Origin of the sequence: Bacillus sp. FSL K6-3149 (genome assembly GCF_038630515.1) — a bacterium.
In the GTDB taxonomy this organism is placed as follows: domain Bacteria; phylum Bacillota; class Bacilli; order Bacillales; family Bacillaceae; genus Bacillus; species Bacillus pumilus.
The window spans coordinates 1,823,746-1,841,630 of sequence record NZ_CP152034.1 but is presented as its reverse complement, the minus strand read 5'-3'; the positions used below and the strand labels follow the sequence as shown (position 1 = coordinate 1,841,630).

Annotated in this window: 21 protein-coding genes; 10 read left to right on the top strand and 11 right to left on the bottom strand. The window is 41.1% G+C overall.

Annotation, left to right across the window (positions count from 1 at the left end):
• Positions 1 to 16 precede the first annotated feature (16 nt).
• Together MHB83_RS09180 and MHB83_RS09175 are read left to right on the top strand one after the other, a co-directional pair.
• Complete coding sequence (locus MHB83_RS09180) at positions 17 to 1,180, top strand: oxalate decarboxylase family bicupin (protein ID WP_008341972.1); 1,164 nt, start codon at positions 17 to 19, stop codon at positions 1,178 to 1,180.
• 69 nt (positions 1,181 to 1,249) lie between these two features.
• The gene (locus MHB83_RS09175) at positions 1,250 to 1,672 is read left to right on the top strand and encodes a regulatory YrvL family protein (RefSeq protein ID WP_342496258.1); all 423 of its coding nucleotides are present in this window, start codon (positions 1,250 to 1,252) and stop codon (positions 1,670 to 1,672) included.
• A 4-nt stretch (positions 1,673 to 1,676) separates the two neighbouring features.
• Here MHB83_RS09175 and MHB83_RS09170 read toward each other — a convergent pair whose 3' ends face one another.
• A complete protein-coding gene (locus MHB83_RS09170) occupies positions 1,677 to 2,144 on the bottom strand; it encodes a DinB family protein (protein ID WP_342496257.1) in 468 nt (155 codons plus the stop codon).
• Between the two features lie 219 nt (positions 2,145 to 2,363).
• Here MHB83_RS09170 and MHB83_RS09165 point away from each other — a divergent pair, with 219 nt between their 5' ends.
• Positions 2,364 to 3,497 (top strand): NAD(P)/FAD-dependent oxidoreductase, encoded by a 1,134-nt coding sequence (locus tag MHB83_RS09165; protein ID WP_342496256.1) that lies wholly within the window; start codon positions 2,364 to 2,366, stop codon positions 3,495 to 3,497.
• A 23-nt stretch (positions 3,498 to 3,520) separates the two neighbouring features.
• Here MHB83_RS09165 and MHB83_RS09160 read toward each other — a convergent pair whose 3' ends face one another.
• The 3 genes from MHB83_RS09160 to MHB83_RS09150 all read right to left on the bottom strand — a co-directional run bounded on the left by MHB83_RS09160 (position 3,521) and on the right by MHB83_RS09150 (position 7,745).
• Complete coding sequence (locus tag MHB83_RS09160; protein WP_342496255.1) at positions 3,521 to 6,112, bottom strand: YfhO family protein; 2,592 nt, start codon at positions 6,110 to 6,112, stop codon at positions 3,521 to 3,523.
• An 87-nt stretch (positions 6,113 to 6,199) separates the two neighbouring features.
• Positions 6,200 to 7,183 (bottom strand): glycosyltransferase family 2 protein, encoded by a 984-nt coding sequence (locus MHB83_RS09155; RefSeq protein ID WP_003217835.1) that lies wholly within the window; start codon positions 7,181 to 7,183, stop codon positions 6,200 to 6,202.
• 289 nt (positions 7,184 to 7,472) lie between these two features.
• Complete coding sequence (locus tag MHB83_RS09150; protein WP_003217809.1) at positions 7,473 to 7,745, bottom strand: YfhJ family protein; 273 nt, start codon at positions 7,743 to 7,745, stop codon at positions 7,473 to 7,475.
• A gap of 116 nt (positions 7,746 to 7,861) precedes the next feature.
• Between MHB83_RS09150 and MHB83_RS09145 the strand changes: the two genes are divergently transcribed.
• Together MHB83_RS09145 and MHB83_RS09140 are read left to right on the top strand one after the other, a co-directional pair.
• On the top strand, positions 7,862 to 8,011 hold the full coding sequence (locus MHB83_RS09145; protein ID WP_003217849.1) for a small, acid-soluble spore protein K: 150 nt from the start codon (positions 7,862 to 7,864) through the stop codon (positions 8,009 to 8,011).
• A gap of 25 nt (positions 8,012 to 8,036) precedes the next feature.
• A complete protein-coding gene (locus MHB83_RS09140) occupies positions 8,037 to 8,210 on the top strand; it encodes a YpzG family protein (RefSeq protein ID WP_003217811.1) in 174 nt (57 codons plus the stop codon).
• A gap of 22 nt (positions 8,211 to 8,232) precedes the next feature.
• Here MHB83_RS09140 and MHB83_RS09135 read toward each other — a convergent pair whose 3' ends face one another.
• Positions 8,233 to 8,547, bottom strand: a complete 315-nt coding sequence (locus MHB83_RS09135; RefSeq protein WP_106033150.1) for a YfhH family protein — start codon at positions 8,545 to 8,547, stop codon at positions 8,233 to 8,235.
• 3 nt (positions 8,548 to 8,550) lie between these two features.
• Complete coding sequence (recX, locus tag MHB83_RS09130; RefSeq protein WP_050944745.1) at positions 8,551 to 9,342, bottom strand: recombination regulator RecX; 792 nt, start codon at positions 9,340 to 9,342, stop codon at positions 8,551 to 8,553.
• A gap of 94 nt (positions 9,343 to 9,436) precedes the next feature.
• Here recX and MHB83_RS09125 point away from each other — a divergent pair, with 94 nt between their 5' ends.
• The 3 genes from MHB83_RS09125 (at position 9,437) to MHB83_RS09115 (ending at position 10,713) form a co-directional block, all read left to right on the top strand.
• On the top strand, positions 9,437 to 10,333 hold the full coding sequence (locus MHB83_RS09125; RefSeq protein WP_251191498.1) for a TIGR01777 family oxidoreductase: 897 nt from the start codon (positions 9,437 to 9,439) through the stop codon (positions 10,331 to 10,333).
• A gap of 52 nt (positions 10,334 to 10,385) precedes the next feature.
• Positions 10,386 to 10,496 (top strand): YfhE family protein, encoded by a 111-nt coding sequence (locus MHB83_RS09120; RefSeq protein WP_017358836.1) that lies wholly within the window; start codon positions 10,386 to 10,388, stop codon positions 10,494 to 10,496.
• 61 nt (positions 10,497 to 10,557) lie between these two features.
• On the top strand, positions 10,558 to 10,713 hold the full coding sequence (locus MHB83_RS09115) for a YfhD family protein (protein WP_003217852.1): 156 nt from the start codon (positions 10,558 to 10,560) through the stop codon (positions 10,711 to 10,713).
• A 40-nt stretch (positions 10,714 to 10,753) separates the two neighbouring features.
• Here the strand turns inward: MHB83_RS09115 and MHB83_RS09110 are convergent, their stop codons facing one another.
• Positions 10,754 to 11,341: a nitroreductase gene (locus MHB83_RS09110; protein ID WP_003217860.1), complete on the bottom strand. Its 588-nt coding sequence runs from the start codon at positions 11,339 to 11,341 to the stop codon at positions 10,754 to 10,756.
• A 272-nt stretch (positions 11,342 to 11,613) separates the two neighbouring features.
• On the opposite strand from MHB83_RS09110, the gene MHB83_RS09105 reads away from it, so the two are divergent.
• Positions 11,614 to 12,870: a transcriptional regulator gene (locus tag MHB83_RS09105; protein ID WP_050944748.1), complete on the top strand. Its 1,257-nt coding sequence runs from the start codon at positions 11,614 to 11,616 to the stop codon at positions 12,868 to 12,870.
• 36 nt (positions 12,871 to 12,906) lie between these two features.
• Here the strand turns inward: MHB83_RS09105 and MHB83_RS09100 are convergent, their stop codons facing one another.
• From MHB83_RS09100 to mprF, 3 genes are all read right to left on the bottom strand, one after another.
• Positions 12,907 to 13,374 (bottom strand): DUF393 domain-containing protein, encoded by a 468-nt coding sequence (locus tag MHB83_RS09100; RefSeq protein WP_050944749.1) that lies wholly within the window; start codon positions 13,372 to 13,374, stop codon positions 12,907 to 12,909.
• Positions 13,375 to 13,710: 336 nt separating this feature from the next.
• Complete coding sequence (locus MHB83_RS09095; RefSeq protein ID WP_003217810.1) at positions 13,711 to 14,259, bottom strand: thioredoxin family protein; 549 nt, start codon at positions 14,257 to 14,259, stop codon at positions 13,711 to 13,713.
• Between the two features lie 91 nt (positions 14,260 to 14,350).
• Positions 14,351 to 16,921 (bottom strand): bifunctional lysylphosphatidylglycerol flippase/synthetase MprF, encoded by a 2,571-nt coding sequence (gene mprF, locus MHB83_RS09090; RefSeq protein WP_050944751.1) that lies wholly within the window; start codon positions 16,919 to 16,921, stop codon positions 14,351 to 14,353.
• A 168-nt stretch (positions 16,922 to 17,089) separates the two neighbouring features.
• Between mprF and MHB83_RS09085 the strand changes: the two genes are divergently transcribed.
• The gene (locus tag MHB83_RS09085) at positions 17,090 to 17,569 is read left to right on the top strand and encodes a MarR family transcriptional regulator (protein WP_003217817.1); all 480 of its coding nucleotides are present in this window, start codon (positions 17,090 to 17,092) and stop codon (positions 17,567 to 17,569) included.
• Between the two features lie 22 nt (positions 17,570 to 17,591).
• Here the strand turns inward: MHB83_RS09085 and MHB83_RS09080 are convergent, their stop codons facing one another.
• The gene (locus tag MHB83_RS09080) at positions 17,592 to 17,873 is read right to left on the bottom strand and encodes a hypothetical protein (RefSeq protein WP_050944752.1); all 282 of its coding nucleotides are present in this window, start codon (positions 17,871 to 17,873) and stop codon (positions 17,592 to 17,594) included.
• Positions 17,874 to 17,885: the final 12 nt, after the last annotated feature.

Below are 17,885 nucleotides of genomic sequence, written 5' to 3'. Positions count from 1 at the left end.
GAAAGGGGATTTTATCATGAGTGAAAAGCAAAATGGTGTACCACAGCCGATTCGAGGAGAAAAAGGAGCAACGGTCAAAATTCCACGTAATCTCGAGCGGGACAGACAAAACCCAGATATGCTCACGCCGCCAGAAACCGATCATGGAACGGTTCCCAACATGAAATATTCTTTTTCTGATACGCACAACCGTTTAGAAAAAGGCGGCTATGCCCGCGAGGTAACGGTGCGTGAACTGCCAATTTCTAAAAGTCTTGCCTCTGTGAACATGCGGCTAAAACCTGGTGCGATTCGCGAGCTGCACTGGCATAAGGAAGCGGAATGGGCGTACATGATTTATGGGGAAGCCCGGATTACATCGGTTGATGCAGAGGGGCGCAATTTTACAGAGGATGTGACCGAGGGGGATTTGTGGTACTTCCCTTCAGGCTTGCCGCATTCTATTCAAGCACTTGAACCGGGAGCTGAATTCTTGCTTGTGTTTGATGATGGTTCCTTCTCTGAAAATAGTACGTTCCAAGTGACTGATTGGCTTGCCCATACGCCGGAGGAAGTTGTACTCCAAAACTTTGGAATGACAAAGGAGCAATTTGAGAAACTGCCAGAGAAAGAGAAGTATATTTTCCAAAAAGGAATTCCTGGTTCCCTTGAGTGTGACAAGGTGAAAACAGAGCAAGGAGAAGTCCCGAACTCCTTTAAATATGAGCTGTTAAAGCAAGAGCCGATTACGTCAAGCGGGGGACAAGTGTGGATTGCGGATTCTACCAATTTCAAAGCCTCTAAAACGATTGCCTCTGCTCTTGTGAAAGTTGATCCAGGTGCCATTCGTGAGCTGCACTGGCACCCAAATACGGATGAATGGCAATATTTCATATCTGGAAAGGCACGAATGACGGTCTTTGCTTCTGATGGACATGCGAGAACCTTTAACTATCAGGCGGGAGACGTTGGCTATGTGCCATTTGCGATGGGGCATTATGTAGAAAATACAGGCGACGAACCGCTCTATTTCTTAGAAATCTTTAAGAGCGATCATTATGCAGACATTTCACTCAATCAGTGGCTTGCGGTCACACCGAAACAGCTTGTTTTGGATCATTTAGATCAAGGCGAAGAATTCTTGAAATTGCTTGATACTGAAAAACATCCTGTCATCGCTGCACCTAAAAAAGAGGATTAATTCCAACCTTCCTGCAAAAAGGCTGTCCTTTTTGCAGGTATCTTCATGTAAAGGAGTGTTGGTTCACCTATGCAGCAATCTGTTCACGCTTTATGGCAAGGGCTGAAATGGCTCATGGCGCTATCAGCTATCTGTTACATATTTTTGTTGTTTTGTGTGCTGTTCTTTCATTTGACCGGTGCTTTTTATCAATCGATTTTATCGCTGCTACTGTTTATGGGCATCTATGTTGTACTCGGGATCTCTTTTGAACATCTGGAACATGTGCTCATACGGTTTGTTCGAAAATGCCGGTCCAAAAAACGATCCATCGTTTTCTATGCCGTTTTACTTCACCTTTTGTTTATTTGGGGTGCTGTCTACTTATCAGACGAATTGGTTGACGGCATTTTGCTGAATACTTCTGAAGAAATTCTCTTTGCGCTAAGTCTTTGGCTATTTCATTTTTTATTTGATTATGCGACGTTTCCATTTGAGAAAGAAGCTTCGTGACTCTCTATCGTCTTTTTGTAGAGAGCGCTTGTTTGACCTGCTCCATATGATGAAGATCATGCTTAATTAAACCTTGAAAATAACTTGATAACGTCAGCTCGGTTTGACCGATCAAAAAGGATGTATTCCAGCGAGATGCTTCGATTTTCTTCATTTCTTGAAGCAATTCTGTTCTGATAGCAATAAATCGCCCGATCGTCTCGCTTCTCTCTTCGTGTCTTGCCCTTTCGGCTGACTGTATATTCATTTCATGCACATCAGGTGCCTTACATAACGCCCGATCGTTCCAAAATTCCTTTAGGCGATCATGTAAAATAAATTCATCCCACGGAACAAAATGTGCGATGATCTCAGCAATACTCCACTTCCCATCAGCAATGGCGCGGCGCCATTCTTTGTCTGTTAATTCCGTTAGCGATTGTACCCATTCAAGGGTGTGTTCATAGTGTTTTATCACGGTGTCTTTGCTCATGTTTTGTTATCCCCTTCATGTTGGTTTTAACTTTATTTAAAAGAAGTTGATCAAAAATTGGTTAGTTTCATTCTTGCGAAATCATTTATAACATATTATCATATACTTTAATTACCAAATGAAAAGGGGGAATTGTGATACGCTGTCCTATATGAAAAAGCTTATTTTTTTGCACTAAAATAAACCGACTGGTCTGTTTATAAAAGAGGAGGGGAAATAATGAAATCTCAACATGTGATCATTATCGGCAGTGGTGTAGCAGGATTGGCTACTTCTTTATTTTTAAAAAAGGCTGGGATGGAAAGTACGATTTATGAAAGCAGGTCAGATGAAGAATTAGAAACAGGAGCAGGTTTTTTACTGTCTCCGAATGGGGTAAAGATTTTGGATGAAATCGGGTGTAAAAATGAAGTGATAGCAAATGCAACAGTGATAAAGAAGATCCAGCAAATAAACAGTGAAAATGAAGTAGAAGCGATCTTTCACAATTATAGTGAAAAATATTATGATGCCCCTTTACTGAACGTCATGAGAGACCAAATCATCAAATCACTTTTAAAAGAAGTTCACCGTCAAGGAATAGAAGTGAAATACAACAAAAAGTTAACCTCGATCAAACAGCAGCCTCATTCCGTTCAGGTTCTTTTTGAAGATGAAACTGTGATAACAGGTTGTATTGTAATAGGAGCAGATGGAACTTTTTCGAAAACAAGAGAGGCTATTGCGTTTAATGCTAAATTAGATTATAGCGGCTTTTGGGGACTGCAAGGAGTATCGTTTGTGAAGGATTTTGTATTGGATGAGGCAACAAGTTATTTTTACAATGACGGAAACTTTCAATTCATTTTTGGAAAAGCGCATCCAACAAATAAAATGAATATTTTATGGCAAGCTTTCTCTCAGTGTCCTGAGAAGTTACCTACAAAACATTTTGAGAAAGCCAATAAAGAAACCATTCGACAGTTATTATATAAACAAATGGAACATTGGAACATTCCAAAACACCTATCTGACATCATCGATCATACAGACATGTTCTTTCCAAGAAGTATCTATGAAATAAAGGATCTTCCTGTGTGGTCAAAAGGACGAGTTGTTCTTATAGGTGATGCTGTACATACAGCAAATCCTTTTGTTGGTCAAGGAGCATCGTATAGTCTAGAAGATGCCATGGTCTTAGCAAAAATGCTAAGGGATCATGATGATCGAGATGCGTTCTATTATTATGAAAAGGATCGAAGAAAGAGGACAGAAGAATTGAACGCGCTACTTCAGCACATAAGTATTCAAAACGATATTGATAAAAAAATGAACGAATATACGATTGAATGGGATGAAGAAACTTACGTATGAGATGAAAGACAAAAAAACACCACTTATGATGGAAAGTGGTGTTTCTTGTGTTGTCTCCGTGCATATAGGATCGCCCCAATCAAACTGACGAGTGAAATCAACGCAAGAATTCTGATATAAGGCGGATAGTAGGTTAGCACAATCTCGTTTTTCCCTTTTTCTATTGGAAAACCGATAAAGGCGTAATTGGCTTGTTCAATATCAGTCTGCTGTCCGTTCACCGTGAGCTCCCAGCCTTTTTCATATGGAACAGGCAGAATCATGTAGTCATCACCGCGCTTGTTATCATACGAAATCGTAAAGCGGTTATTTTTTAGCTTTACTTGCTGGTTGCCATCATCCTGTTTTTCTTTTTCATATGCTTTCTCTAGGACGCGGTAAGGTTCTTGATACAGCTTCAGTTGATTGAGCTCGTATGTCCCTTTTGGTACTCGAATGGAGAGGATCTTTTCCGCAGGGACCCGAATCGTCACTTCATTGACACCTGTTTTGTAGATGGATGTATTGCTTTTTCGAGATGTAACATAGTCGTCAATGGATAACTGAAACCCTTCATTACGGTCTGTCCGCTTCACATAAAAACTCACATACACATCCCCGGCACGAGCGATATCATCTGGAAGGGTGATATTCAGCCCGCCCATTTCTCCGTATACATCAAGCACGCCATGTTCGTATACAGCTTGTTCCGTATGAATATTCGTATCTTTGAGTCGATCTGCTGCGCGCTCGATTTCAGCGTTTCCTTTTTTGTCTAAAATGACGCCTTGCAGCATCGCATGCTCTTTATCAAGTGCTGAGGCATCCTTTAAGGATTGTTCTGAATAAACGGTGCTCGTTGTTCTTGCAAATGGCAGTGACCGAGTATTTTCATATACCTCATAATGCTCACTTTTCAAGATTGGCTTAAAATAAGCTGGTGGTGAGTAAGGCATCATGCTGTTTCTCATATAATACTTTCCGTAGGTCAAGCTGTATAAATTCGCCCTGTCCCCCATTGTTGCATACCGGCTGACACTTTCCCGTCCCATATCGATTTGCAGGTCATTCCAATAGAAATTGAGCAAATGCTGATTCAATATACTTGAATACACACTCATGCCTTGAAAGCCTTCAAATAATGGGGTATTGTTGCGCACGCCATTCATCCAATCAATCCGAGCGAGCGGATCTTTTGAGCGGCTTTGAATTTGCTGAATGAGCTTCATTTGTTCATGTCCAGCATATGCCTCACTATTCAGATACGTATCTGATACGCTCTTAATATTGCTTCTTTCAGATAAGTATCCCTGCTGATACACGCCTGCTGTCAGTAAGCTGATGGCAATAAGCACAGCTGAAAAGAGACGAAGGTGCTGACGTTTTTCGGCATGCATCCATAGGAAGAACAAGCTGATCACAACCAGTCCTATACCCGTAAACACAACGACATCCATGTTTCCCTTTGCTCGTTCTGAAAGGACGACAGCAAGAAGGAACACGATCCAAGCGCCTAAGACCGCACGCTTTTTCCACTTCCACTCGATTTGTGAGAAATGCTTGATCGTGATGGCAACGACCGCTCCAACTGTAAAGGCAAGAATGTACTCAAATCTGTATTGCGGTGCTGAAAAACCATTAAACACGCTCGCCATCTTTGGACTGTAGTGAAAAACAATGAGCAGCATACTGATGGATGTGAACATGAAAAACCATCTGTTCCGGTAAAGCGGTACGAGAAACAGACAAATCAGAAAAATCACGGGTAATAAATACACCCTGCTCGTAAACAGCAGATGATCATGCAGTTCGAACCAAGGAATGGCCTGTTCATACGGCGGTCTTATATTGTTAAGAAAGCCATAAACAGACGGGATAAAAAAGGCGGCACTGATCCCAAAGGATAACAGTGTAGAGATCGCAAGCGTCCAAAACACCTTCCACCCGCGCTCCTCACTTCGCAGCTTGATCATATATCTGAAGACAAGATATATCGCTAAAAAGATAAAGTGAATGTAAGCAAAGTAAAAGTTGTTGATCAGCATCAAACTGCAACTCGCAATAAACCAAGCGGGCTTACCCGTTTTGAATATCCGCTCAACCCCAAGTACAAGCAGCGGAAGCCACATCATGCTGTCGGTGAAAAATTCCCAAAACGTTTGATGCCGGAAATATACAATAGATAATCCATAGATTGCGGCACCTGTCAGTGCACCCAATCTATTTTGAACCATTGAAAGAAGCACACGGTAAGCGATGAAAAGAATAAGCGTCAGCTTGATTACACTCAGCCAAATCACGGCATTTGCCCAGAAATGAATGTCCGTTGACTGTATGAGATGGAGCGCATTCATCAGCCAGACGACAGCGACTGTCACCATAAAGACCGTCGACGTAGTGAAATAATACCCTAATTGCGTGTATGTACCGCCGCCTAGACCGAATTGATAGGAATAAAAGAAATTCCCTTTGACATATTCGTCGTACAGCAGCTTTTTAAATGGGAGCATTTGCGAGATGCCATCCCCATCTCCTGTCATGTACCGGCCTTGCGTATATTCATATAAGAAAAAGGAGTGGCCTAATAATGCGAGAATGAGGCACATTCCAATGATTATCCATCTACGTTTCATCATCTAAATCCTTTCCACAAAAGATCCATTGTTCTTTGAAACAAAACAACCCAGCAAGCGATTCGTGCTTGCCGGTTATTTGACTCCACGTTATTTAAATAACTGTGTTAACACTCGGTCTTGTTCCTTTGAGCTTGTCTCTTGTTGCATGACATTTGATTCTTGGATCAAATAATGTGGCCTCTTTTTCGTTTCATAATAAATGCGGCCAATATATTCTCCAATCACACCTAGACTCAAAAGCTGGACACCTCCGAGGAAAAGCACAGCCGATATTAAAGTGAAATAACCAGGTACCATCACGCCCGTTCTGACGATTTGAATAAAGGTGGCAACGATGTAAATCAAAGAAAGGAATAAGATCAGTATGCCAGTATAAAAACAAATACGCAGCGGGCGGTTGTTAAAGGAAATGACGCCATCTATGCCGTAGTTAAACAACTTCTTTAGTGACCATTTTGTATCACCATGCTGTCTTTCTACATTTTCATAATAGATGACCTTTTCTTCAAACCCAATCCAGCAAAAAAGTCCTTTTGAAAAACGATTTCCTTCTTTCAACTGAAGCAATGCATCGATTGCTTGGCGCGAAATTAAACGGAAATCTCCGACGCCATCACGCAAGTCCACTTCGACTACCTTGTTCATCACTTTATAGTACATGGATGATAAATATGAGCGAAGCTTGCTGTCTCCTTTACGGTTCCGTTTGGCAATGACTTGATGGTAGCCTTCTTCATATCCTCTGACGAAGTCCTGAATCAAATACGTTGGGTGCTGCAAGTCGGCGTCCATGATGATCGCAGCTACTCCCTTCGCATATTCAAGTCCTGCCAGAATAGCGGCTTCCTTCCCAAAGTTACGTGAGAAGGAAATGTATTTAACCTTTGCACTTTTGCGAGAGAGCTCTCTCATATATTGAAGTGTGTTGTCTTTGCTTCCATCATTCACAAAGATGATTTCAAAGTCATAATGAAAATCGCGAAACTCTTCCTCGAGTGCCTCAAAGATTCGTCTGATGTTTTCACCTTCATTGTAAGAAGGAATTATAACAGAGAGCAATTCTCGTTCCATATCGCACCTTCTCTTCACTTTTTTCACATAGTCTGATATGTTCATTATTCCTTTTTTGTCAGGAAACGAAACCCTTTTTTATTATCCATAAATTACATGTCTCTTTAATCGTTCCATTATATCAAAGTTTTATTTCCAGTGATTTTCAGTAAGATGAATTTAATGTAATTTTAAGTTTAACCATTGTAAAAAGCCTGTAATTTCGATCACAGACTGGGTATTGTATCATAAAATTGTTTACTCATTTATATATTTTCCTATTTCTTGAAAAAGATGAGGGGCACTTCTTTTAATGAAGCAGCCCTTTATTCTGCTCTTGTAGATGCTCGTTTGCCTTCGATTGTTTATTTTGGAATAAATGCAGCTGCGCACCGTAGCTCTCAATCCACTCTTGGACAATCCGTTCAGTTGTTTCCTGTCCTTTATACTTGTGGCCAGCCTTTGCATAAGTTGTCTCAAAATCACTCCAAAGCAGCTCCACCCATGTACGTGCTTCGTCATATGTTAGCATATTGTTTTTTTCCATCAGTTGTTCTGTTAATCGCTCAAAGTATTGTTCCATGTCGGTTCCTCCTTCATCTAGCAGAAAGTGCCTTTTTAAAAAAACCTCTTTTTTCATATACTACCCTTACGTCTTCAAAAGACGCAAATGATTTGTATTGTTTGGAGGGAATCGATATGCGTAATAAAGCAAAAGGCTTTCCAAATCAAGTGAATCACAAATTTGAAGGCGAGCCAGGCGCCACAGATGCTTATGCGTCTAAAAGGCCGAATGGTGAGACGAATACACGTCCACAGGAACGAATGAGGGCATCAGGGAAACGCTAATTTTTCCAAAGGGAGTGCTTGAGATATGAGTTCAAATGGGAAATCGTATATGGAAGACTTTGTTCAATTAAGGACAACCGCTTACCCTCAACCATGGGCGAATGCAAAGCATTCTGCCTCTCAGGTCAACGGAGAAACGCAGCAAACGCAGCACGACATCGTACTTCAGAACAACGTCCGTAAACAACGTTCGAAGTAAAGAAAAGGACTGATCTCTCGGATCAGTCCTTTTTCGTAAGCATTGAAATTGGCAGTGCATCTTCCTTATTTGGGGCTGATACTCTGTGTCCCCACGCAAATACACCATTTAAATATTCCACATAAAACTCTTCGTCTGTATCTTTGATTTGATAAGTCGTTTTCGTTTGAATCAAGGCTGGATCTAATAAGTAGGCTTTTGCCATATCGATTTTCCGTTCTAAGACGGCATATTCATTCACAATGCCAAGCTGCTCAGCCTTACGTGCTTTTTCAGAAAGAGAGGCTATCTCCTGCTTCAATTCGTATTCCGTCATCTCACTATAACGTTTGTCCATCTGTCATTCCCCTTTGTCTAAAACGTGATCAATTGTGTCGAGATCAAAGCCTTTTCTGAATAAAAATTGCTTCACTTTCATCTTCTTTTCAAATGATCCGTCATATCCTACCTTGCGTTTTGCCTTCTCCAGCATATAGAGGAGGGCTTCTTCTTCCTTTTCCTCTTCTTGTCCATCATAGGCTTCTTGAAGGGCTTTATCAATGATCCCAAACGAAAATCCTTTTCGTTGCAGCTGCAGCTTGATGCGCTGCTCGATCTCTTTTGCGGAACGATTTTTTTCTTTTCTCACAAGCTTCTGAACCTGCTTCACAGCTTCCTCCAGCTGTAAGTCATCAGGATATTGCGATAGTGCTTGTTCAATGTTGTCATCATCTATCCCTTTGAGCTTTAGCTCTTTTTTCAGGACGGACGGCCCTTTGCTGTTCGTTTTACGGTGGGTGCTGACATAGGCTTCCGCAAATTCAAGATCATTTACATACTTGTATTGCTTTAATTTGTGTATAATTTCACTAATAGCAGGTGCCGGGATTTCTTTTTTCGTCAAATAATCGGTTACTTCTTTCACCGATCTCATTCGGTATGATAAATAATCGACGGCCTGCTGAAATCCTTTTTTCACAGCATCACCGAATTGAATGTCGATGATATCTGCTTCGTCCAGCTCTTTCCCTTTTTTCAAATCGTGCTGGACGAGCACATCTAGATCAACGCTAAAGGCGTATTTTTCATCTAGAAAAATGTTCACCCGCTCTGTATTGTTTTTCTGAGCGGAGATTTTTGTAATATAGGGCATCCTGTGATCACTCCTTTTTTAAAACAGTCAGGATGTTTCTTCTGATTCAAAATCGTGAAAGATATAGGTATGTATATGAGAGGAGAGATGTCAATTGAATATCGCCATCACCGGAGGAACCGGTTTTATCGGCCAGCACGTCACGAAAGTGCTCGCTGCTGAAGGACATCATCTATATATTTTAACAAGAAATCCAAAGGAATCCGAACAAAATTATTTACACTATGTGCAGTGGCTGACAGAAGGTGCTGCGCCTGAGCATGAACTTCCTGCGATTGATGTCTGGATTAACCTTGCTGGAAAATCCATTTTCACCCGCTGGACAGACAAGGCAAAAGAAGGCATCCTCTCTAGCCGTATTCAATCCACACAAGAAGTGAGACGCATTATAGAAGCGCAGGAATCGAAACCATCTGTGCTCATTCAAGCAAGTGCTGTCGGAATTTATGGCACGTCTCAAACAGGAGATTTTACAGAGGAATCACCTCCTGCGGATACTGATTTCTTAAGTCATACATCAAAGCGTTGGGAAGCTGAGGGGCAAAAGATTGAAGCACTCGGCATTCGTACCGTCTACACACGCTTCGGCGTCGTGTTAGGGGAAAAAGGTACCCTACCACTGATGACACTGCCATATAAACTATTTGCCGGCGGAACGATTGGCTCCGGCTCGCAATGGCTTTCATGGGTTCATGTCGAAGATGTAGCACATCTCATTGCTTATGCAATACACAATGACGACATCTCAGGTCCACTCAATGTCACATCACCGAATCCTGTTCAAATGAAGCAGCTTGGACAAACGATAGCGTCTGCTCTTCACCGCCCTCACTGGCTGAAGGTCCCATCCTTTGTCATTCGAACGGCACTTGGCGAAATGTCATTACTTGTTTTAGAAGGTCAGCGTGCGCTGCCGAAGAAGGCATTGCTTTCTTCTTATGACTTTTTGCATCCTGAATTAAAAGAAGCGATTTTGCATTCAAAGGAATAATTTTTGTCAAAAACACCCATCCTATTAGAAATGAGATGAGGGGGCGATTTTGATGAAGAAAAAAGAACACCAGCCAACTTCAAAGCTGAAGAAAACCCAGGAAGTCCTGTATCAGCAGGAATTCAAAAAAGCGGAAAGAGCAGCAGAAAAAAGAAACAAATAAGATGGATATTCCACTCCAACAAGCACATAACTAAAGTGATCTTGTAAAGGAGGGAAAGGCTTTGAAAAAAGACCAACACCAAAAAGCCAATCACGAACTTGCAGCACAAGAGTCGGATGGCGAATATGTTGAATTTTCCAAAGAACTTGCAGATCCGAATGACGTAAAAGCAATGGCACGTATGAAAGCAGCCGATCAGCGCGCCAAAAAACAATAAGTAAAAAAAGCAGACCCTTTTGCGGTCTGCTTTTCTTCTTTTATTGAATTTCAGTAAGAAGACTTGATGCTTTCTGACGTGATTTTTCCTCAGGCACCTCTTCTGGATAACCAATATGAAGGATGGCAGCAAACCGCTCGTTTTCCTTTAGGCCCATGTCCTGTTGAAAGCCTTTGTCGTATAAGATGCGGCCGCTCTTCCAGACCATACCGATTCCTTGATCCCAAGCAAGCAGCTGGAAGTTTTGAATGAGCGCGCTCACAGCGGCAAAATCATCATTTCTTACCACTGGGTTCTCGTCTTCCTTTAACACCACAAGTAAAAGGGCTGGGACTTTTGAAAAGTAATCTCTATATTGATTGATCTTTTCTTCCTTTGCATCTGGATTGTTGCGCTTGAAGAACGCAATGAAGCGATCAATAAATGTCGCTTTCGCTTCCTCCGTCACCGCATATAGAAAGCGCCAAGGCTCCGTAATTTTATGATTCGGTGCATAGACCGCATCCTCTAATAACGGCTGAAGCTGCTCAATGGTCACCGGCGTTTCTTTAAATTTTCGAATGGATCGTCTATATCTGACAGCGTCGCGAACCGTTAACGCTTCTGTTTGTTGTTTGATTTCTGGCATATGTGTCATCCTTTCAATCAATCTTAATTGAAATTGATTCTCATTCACATTATAAACATCATTGCGAGCAGTTGCAAATGATGTTTCCCATCCCTTCTGCTAAAAAGTTGTTTGAGTTTTTCAAGTAATGTTACAATCATATTACGTTTTAAACAAATTTTGATAAAAAACCCAAGATGATGAAATAGGTTTAGTTATTCCCATTTTGTCTAATGCGGTTATTTTGTCAAAAGGCTTTCAAACCATGATTGGAAGGGAGGCTTCTGGATGGAATGAAAATCAATATCGGGCAAATCATTAAGCTCTACCGGTATAAACAAAATATGACCCAATCTGAATTGGCAGAAGGAATTTGTTCTGTCTCTCATTTAAGTAAAATCGAAAATGGCTCAAAGGAGGCCAATCAAGATACGATCAATTTATTGCTTGAACGACTAGGCATCAGTCAAGAAACTCTGTCACAAAAGGCACGTCACCTGCTGTCACTCTTGGATGAGTTTCAAATGAATATGTATTTCTATGCACTTGATCAAGCTGAACAAAATGCAGAAATGATCATTCAGCACGAGGAACAGTTCTTTTCGCTAGATTTAGGCATTCAGTATCATTTGTCCCTATTTCAATTTTATTTATTATCGGACAAGCAGCCACTTGCCTTAAAAACACACCGCGTGCTTAAAAAGTTTGAAAAAACCTTTATTGAAACGGAAAAAGAAATATTTGAATATCTAGATGGCATTCATCTCATTACAAATGGTCAGCTTGAAGAAGGGATAAAGAAACTTGAGAGCTGCTTTTCTTACGCGTCTGTTGAACAAAGTGACCTGTATTATCACTATGCAAAAGCACTTGGAAACATGGGACTTCTTGGCGATGCGCTTGAAGCAACCCATCAAGCCATGGATTTATATAGACAAAAGAACAATTTCAAGCGGATCATTCACTGTACACTCATTCATGGCGTGATCTCACTGGAACTAAAAGCCTTTCAAACGGCGAAGAAATATTTAAAAGAAGTGATTTTGCACACGTCCCTTTATCCTGATGCCTATATTAAAATGACCGCTTATTTTTATTACGGGGTGCTCTTAAAACGGGAAGGCGATTTTTCTTCAGCTGTGCCTTATTTACTAGATTCACTCAATTACTTTAATCAAGAACAGATAGAAGACCGTTATTGTGAAACTCTGTATGAAATCGCGACCTTATATGCTGAATACGACCGCAAAAAGGCCCTTCCCTACATACATGAGCTGTTAAAACAGCCTCGCATTCAGCCAAACTGTTTATATATGATCAAAATCTATAAATTGATGATTGAGGAAAACCCTCTTGATTTGAAAACCTATCTGATCGAAGCAGCTCTTCCTTACTTTAAACAAAATGAGCTGCACAGTGAGTACTTGTTTGCTCTTAGAACCTTGCTTTCCTATGCGGGTTCTGAGCTTGACGAACGTACCTATATGTCCTACACGAGAACGCTGCTTCATCACCTTGCATCATATGTCCCCTATTACAAAAAAGCATGACCTTCTGCCGATCGAAGGTCATGCTTTTCCTATTCATTAAATGGTCTTCTGTTGATCTGTATCAGGACGGGTGACTTGTTTGACTGAATGAACATACCGTTTTCTCGCAAAGTAATCGTACGCATGTTGACCAAAGCCTAACCAAATGCTGAGCACGATGAATGGGATCGTTCCCCATAATGCAGGGATATTGCAAGCAATTTTCAGCCATGTATAGATCCCTGAGTTTTTTTGGTTTTTGGCTAAGGAAATTGACACGATTCGCTTTTCTGCCTTTTCTTCACTTATTTTGTTCAGTTTGAGCAGCTGCGAGTGTCTAAAGGATTCAAAATGAATACGGTTCTTCCAATCGAGAGCTTTCAACAAGTCCATCGCTTTTGCACATGAAGGACTTTGCCCGTCATAAAACACAAGCAGCCTAAGTGATTTGATGGAACGCTGTTCTCTTTTTTTCGATTCAGCGAGCTTCTTTCTTTCTTGATCGAGATAAATGATTTTTTTCATAGATTGATCGCCAGCCCTTTTCCGTCATTTGTTTTTTAGTTCGTTCAAAGGAGATTACAACTAGATTACTATAGTTGCTGGGCCTCTTGTATTGGGAAAAAGCAAACCAACGTGCGTTATATGAGCCTTTAGATAAGGGCAAAATTAAGGTTTTCATGGCACATATGAGGTTTTTCAACTAAAAATGGTTGGGAAAATCGTGATGCGTTGCGGCTTTCTGCGGTTTTTTGTAGAATTCTGCGGTTTTTCTACATCTTTATGCGGTGTTTTGTAGGTGAGACGCAAAAACAAGATAAAAAAAGACTACTTCCCGTTGCGGCGAAGTAGTCTTTTGGTTTATATTTTTTCCAAAACTTCTACTATTTCTTTCTCAATATCTTTCCATAAGTAACGATCTGTCGTATAGTGATGTGCGGCTTCTTTCGCAAATACTTGAAAAGCTTCCTCAAAATCAGGTGCATCCTTGTCGGGTTTTTTCTCATCAACAAATCGCTGTGCTTCTGTTGAGCGTGGTCCCCATTTACCTACTTCATTCCCGTCCTGATCAATGATCACGATAATCGGAATCGATCTTGCGGTCCCGTTCGTTAAATACTGATCCATCAGGTCTAGATGCTCGTCCCGAATGAAATAGCGCGCATCAATGAGTGCTTCACTTGCAATACGCATGAAAATTGGTACATTGACCATCGCATCTCCGCACCAATCCGCTGTGATGACAAGCGCTCTGAGCTTTTTCTTTTGCAGCTTTTGAAGCAGCTCTTTTTCTTTTTGATGAATTGCGTACTGATTGTACACCGTGAGTAGATTTTCTCGGTTTTTCTCCATGTTGTGTACATATGTACGTTCAGTTAATCCCTTTTTAAACCATTCATTTAATGTCATATTTACATCCCCCTTACTCTTCAACTTTACCACTTTTGCTATTCTTTTGTCTAAAAAAACCTTCACCTAGTGAAAGGTAAAGGCTTTTGATCTATGGACGCCGGTTGCGATTTGGGTCCATCCCTATCAGCTTGGTGACAAGCACCATTGTGACAGGTAATGATGTATTCTTTTTATACGCTAAGTATTTTCCGCGCCATTCAGGTTTATATTTCTGTTTAAACGACCGTAATCCGCTGAAGCTGTACATAAATCTGACGTTGTTGAAAATAACACTCGCCAAACGCTCCGTGAGGAAGGACTGATGAAATGTTCCTACATTCGATAAAGGCGCCATTCCCATGTTAAAGGATTTGTAGCCTTTTTCTTTCGCCCATTGAAAAAGGTGGATAAACAGCGCATCCATCATCCCGTTCGGTGCATCATGCATATGACGCATTAGGTCGATGGAAATCTCCCCTTCTTGATACATCGGCATTAGTGATACAAAAGAAATGATTTCCCCTTGTTCATCCTTCAGAATCGCAATCGGTGCTTTTTGAAGATAATCTTCTTGAAAATAGCCGAGCGAAAACCCTTTTTCATTTTTCTTTCCGAGCCAGCTGTCAGAAATCTGTTTTAAGGTTGAGATGAGCTCATCTGAAAAAGGCGGTTCCAGCATTTCAAACGTATAGCCTTCTCGTTCAAACTTATTGGCCACAGCCCGTAAATTTGATTTTTTCTTACCGGAAAGAGAGAACGTTTCTAAATCGACCATGGCTTCTTCTCCAAGCTTAAAGAAGTGAAAGCCTAAGTCATGGTAGAGCGCCATCCCTTCCCGTTCTACTTGATAAAAAGCAACGCGATAGCCTGCTTTTTCTGTCTGCTGTAGAAACTCTTCAAGTACAAGTGGATAGGATGCTTTACGTCCGGATGGATCTCCAAGCACAATGACGCAGCGGCCAATGCGCCCAAATTGAAGCATCGCCTCTCCATCACTTGAGAAAAATAGTTTTTTGTCGCCTAAAAAGCCAAGATGACTGAGGGCATTTCCGCCCTTTTCTTCTAAAAACGTTTTTAATTTTTCCTCATCTGCTTTTTCTCCAATCGGAAATGCTCTTTTATTAAAAATCAATCTGCTAATGAAGAAAAAAAGCGGTACACCGATGAGAGCAATCATGCTTGTCATTGTGATATGCCGTTCATTATGCACGAGGTAATCCCTACTCAAGAAATGTCCAATTTTTGTCCAAATAAAGTTGCCGATGACATTATAGTTAAACAGCACGAGTAAATATCCAGCGGCAGCCGCCACAAACTGATACAAGGAATAAGGGGCCTGCTGCTTCACAAATTGATTTCGAAGAGAGAAAAATACAGCCATGATGACTGGCAGTATAAAGATGAGACTCAGGTTAAATCCTTTTAACAAAGTAAACACAAAGCCGCCTGCTAGGGCGATCATCGTCAGCACGTACGATCTTTTTGTTCGTTTATACACTTCAATGGACAAAATCATCAGGATGATGCCGAACATTAAAGAAAGACCATTAAATCCTGATAATAGAAAGCGTGGAATGCTTGTAATCACGCCTAATCGATCGACAGGAAGCACAACAGACGCCATAATGAGCAAGCCGCTTCCAAAGGTTAAAATCGATAAAGATCCGTACAATAAACGGATTAATAAAGCACGGTGCAACACAATTAAGACGTTCGTTGTTTCTATGGCAGGTGCCATTCTCGGATTGCCTTCAAGACGTCTTAGCGTCGTTCCCGTTAAATCGTAAGCAGCTAGACAAAGCCCAAGGATAAACGGGAAGATCGAGTACACGAAGCGGTACAAAACGAGCGCCGTCAGCACCATCTCTTTATCAAACCCAATGTACTGCATGCTCAGTAAAAAGATGAGGTCAAATGAACCAAATCCGCCCGGAACCATACTGATTAAACCACCGATTGACGCAATCGCAAATACGCCTAATACAATTCGGACATCGACATTCATCCCCATAGAGACGACAGCCATGTACATGACGAGACCAGCTGCCAGCCATTCTAAAAACGATGCTCCGATATAAGCGTAAATCGGATGCTTCAGTCCGCTTTCACCGCTCTCAATCGAGCTTTTTCGTACGGACGCCATAATGATGTAAATGGGCACAATACAAGCAAAGATGATCACAAAGGCCCATAGCCACGGCTCTTGGCTAATAATACTTTCAACAGGAAGCACCCTCACCAAGATCAGATCACTGAAAATAGATAAGCCCAAAAGAACCGAGGAAGTCAAAAGGGCAATGCCTTTGAGCAGTTTTTTCGTATCGGTTATGTACTCCTTATATAGAAGTGTTCTAAGCCCTGCTCCTGATAGACCGCCGAACCCAAGGACACTGTTAAAGGAGTTCGCAATCCAAGAAATGCGAATCGTTTTCCAGCCGCTGATGGGCATATTCAGGCTTTTTCGTAAAATAAAATCATATAAGGACATCGATAACACTGCGACAAGTCCAAGAAAAACAAGAATAAACAAGTCCATCCGATTCAAGCTGTCAATGATATAAAACGTTTTTTTAATGGAAAGGCCGCTCAGTTCCTTTTTGGCGACGAAAATTAAGACAAGGATAATCACGATCGGAAAAAGCATTTTTAAGATCGTCATACCCGTTTTTTTGTTCCACATGATTTTCCCAACTTTCTAAGTTGCTTCATTTATTTCGACTGACCATTATTATACAACAAATACCACTTGATTCATGCAGTTTAACATTCAAAAGCTTGTCGAACCTTTCAATTAGAAGTAAAAATCAGTAATATAGAGAAAAGAGCCGCTTAAAGGAAGTGAACGAGCGTGGAATATAATATTCATGACACCACCGTATTAAAAGAAGAGATTCTATCTCCAGAGGAAAAAAAGACATGGGTGCTCTATATGAAAGTACTCACAGCTGCAGGTCTTGGAGATGTGTCAGAATGGATGAAGCTTGATATGAGTATGCCTCAAATGAAGGTACTCATGCTACTCAATAACCATGGCTCTCTCAAGGTATCCGAAATCGCTGAAAAAATGGGCGCTTCTTTGTCCAATATGACAGGCCTGCTTGACCGGTTAGAACAGTCTCATTTTGTTGAACGAAAACACTCTGAGCGTGACCGTAGAATCATTGTCGTCGAACTAACAGAGGAAGCGAAAAATATTTTTAGAAGCATTTATCAAAAAGGACACGAAAAAATCAAAAACTCCCTGCAACGGCTCAATGACGAGGAAAAAGAAAAAGTCAACGAAGGGCTGGCTATTTTAGAAAAAGCACTGCGTCCTGAACGCGGCTAAACATGAAAAGGAAAAAAGACGGTCACTTGAGATCCGTCTTTTTTAGTTCTTCTACTTGTCGATCTGGGGTGAAGAGATTTTTACGAATGACTTCCCTGTCGTCCCATAAAAGATAACCTAAACCGATGATAAGAAAAAAGATACTGATCCACGTACCGCCAGGCAGTATCTGTTCAAGTTCCTCAATCGTTCTTTCTGAGCCTAAGCTATTACTATAGCGTATCTCAAAAAGCACATATTTTACTATATAAAACAATGCCGCCATACAAATAAACATGGCGCCGACAATTCTTCTACCAGACATGTCATGACTCCT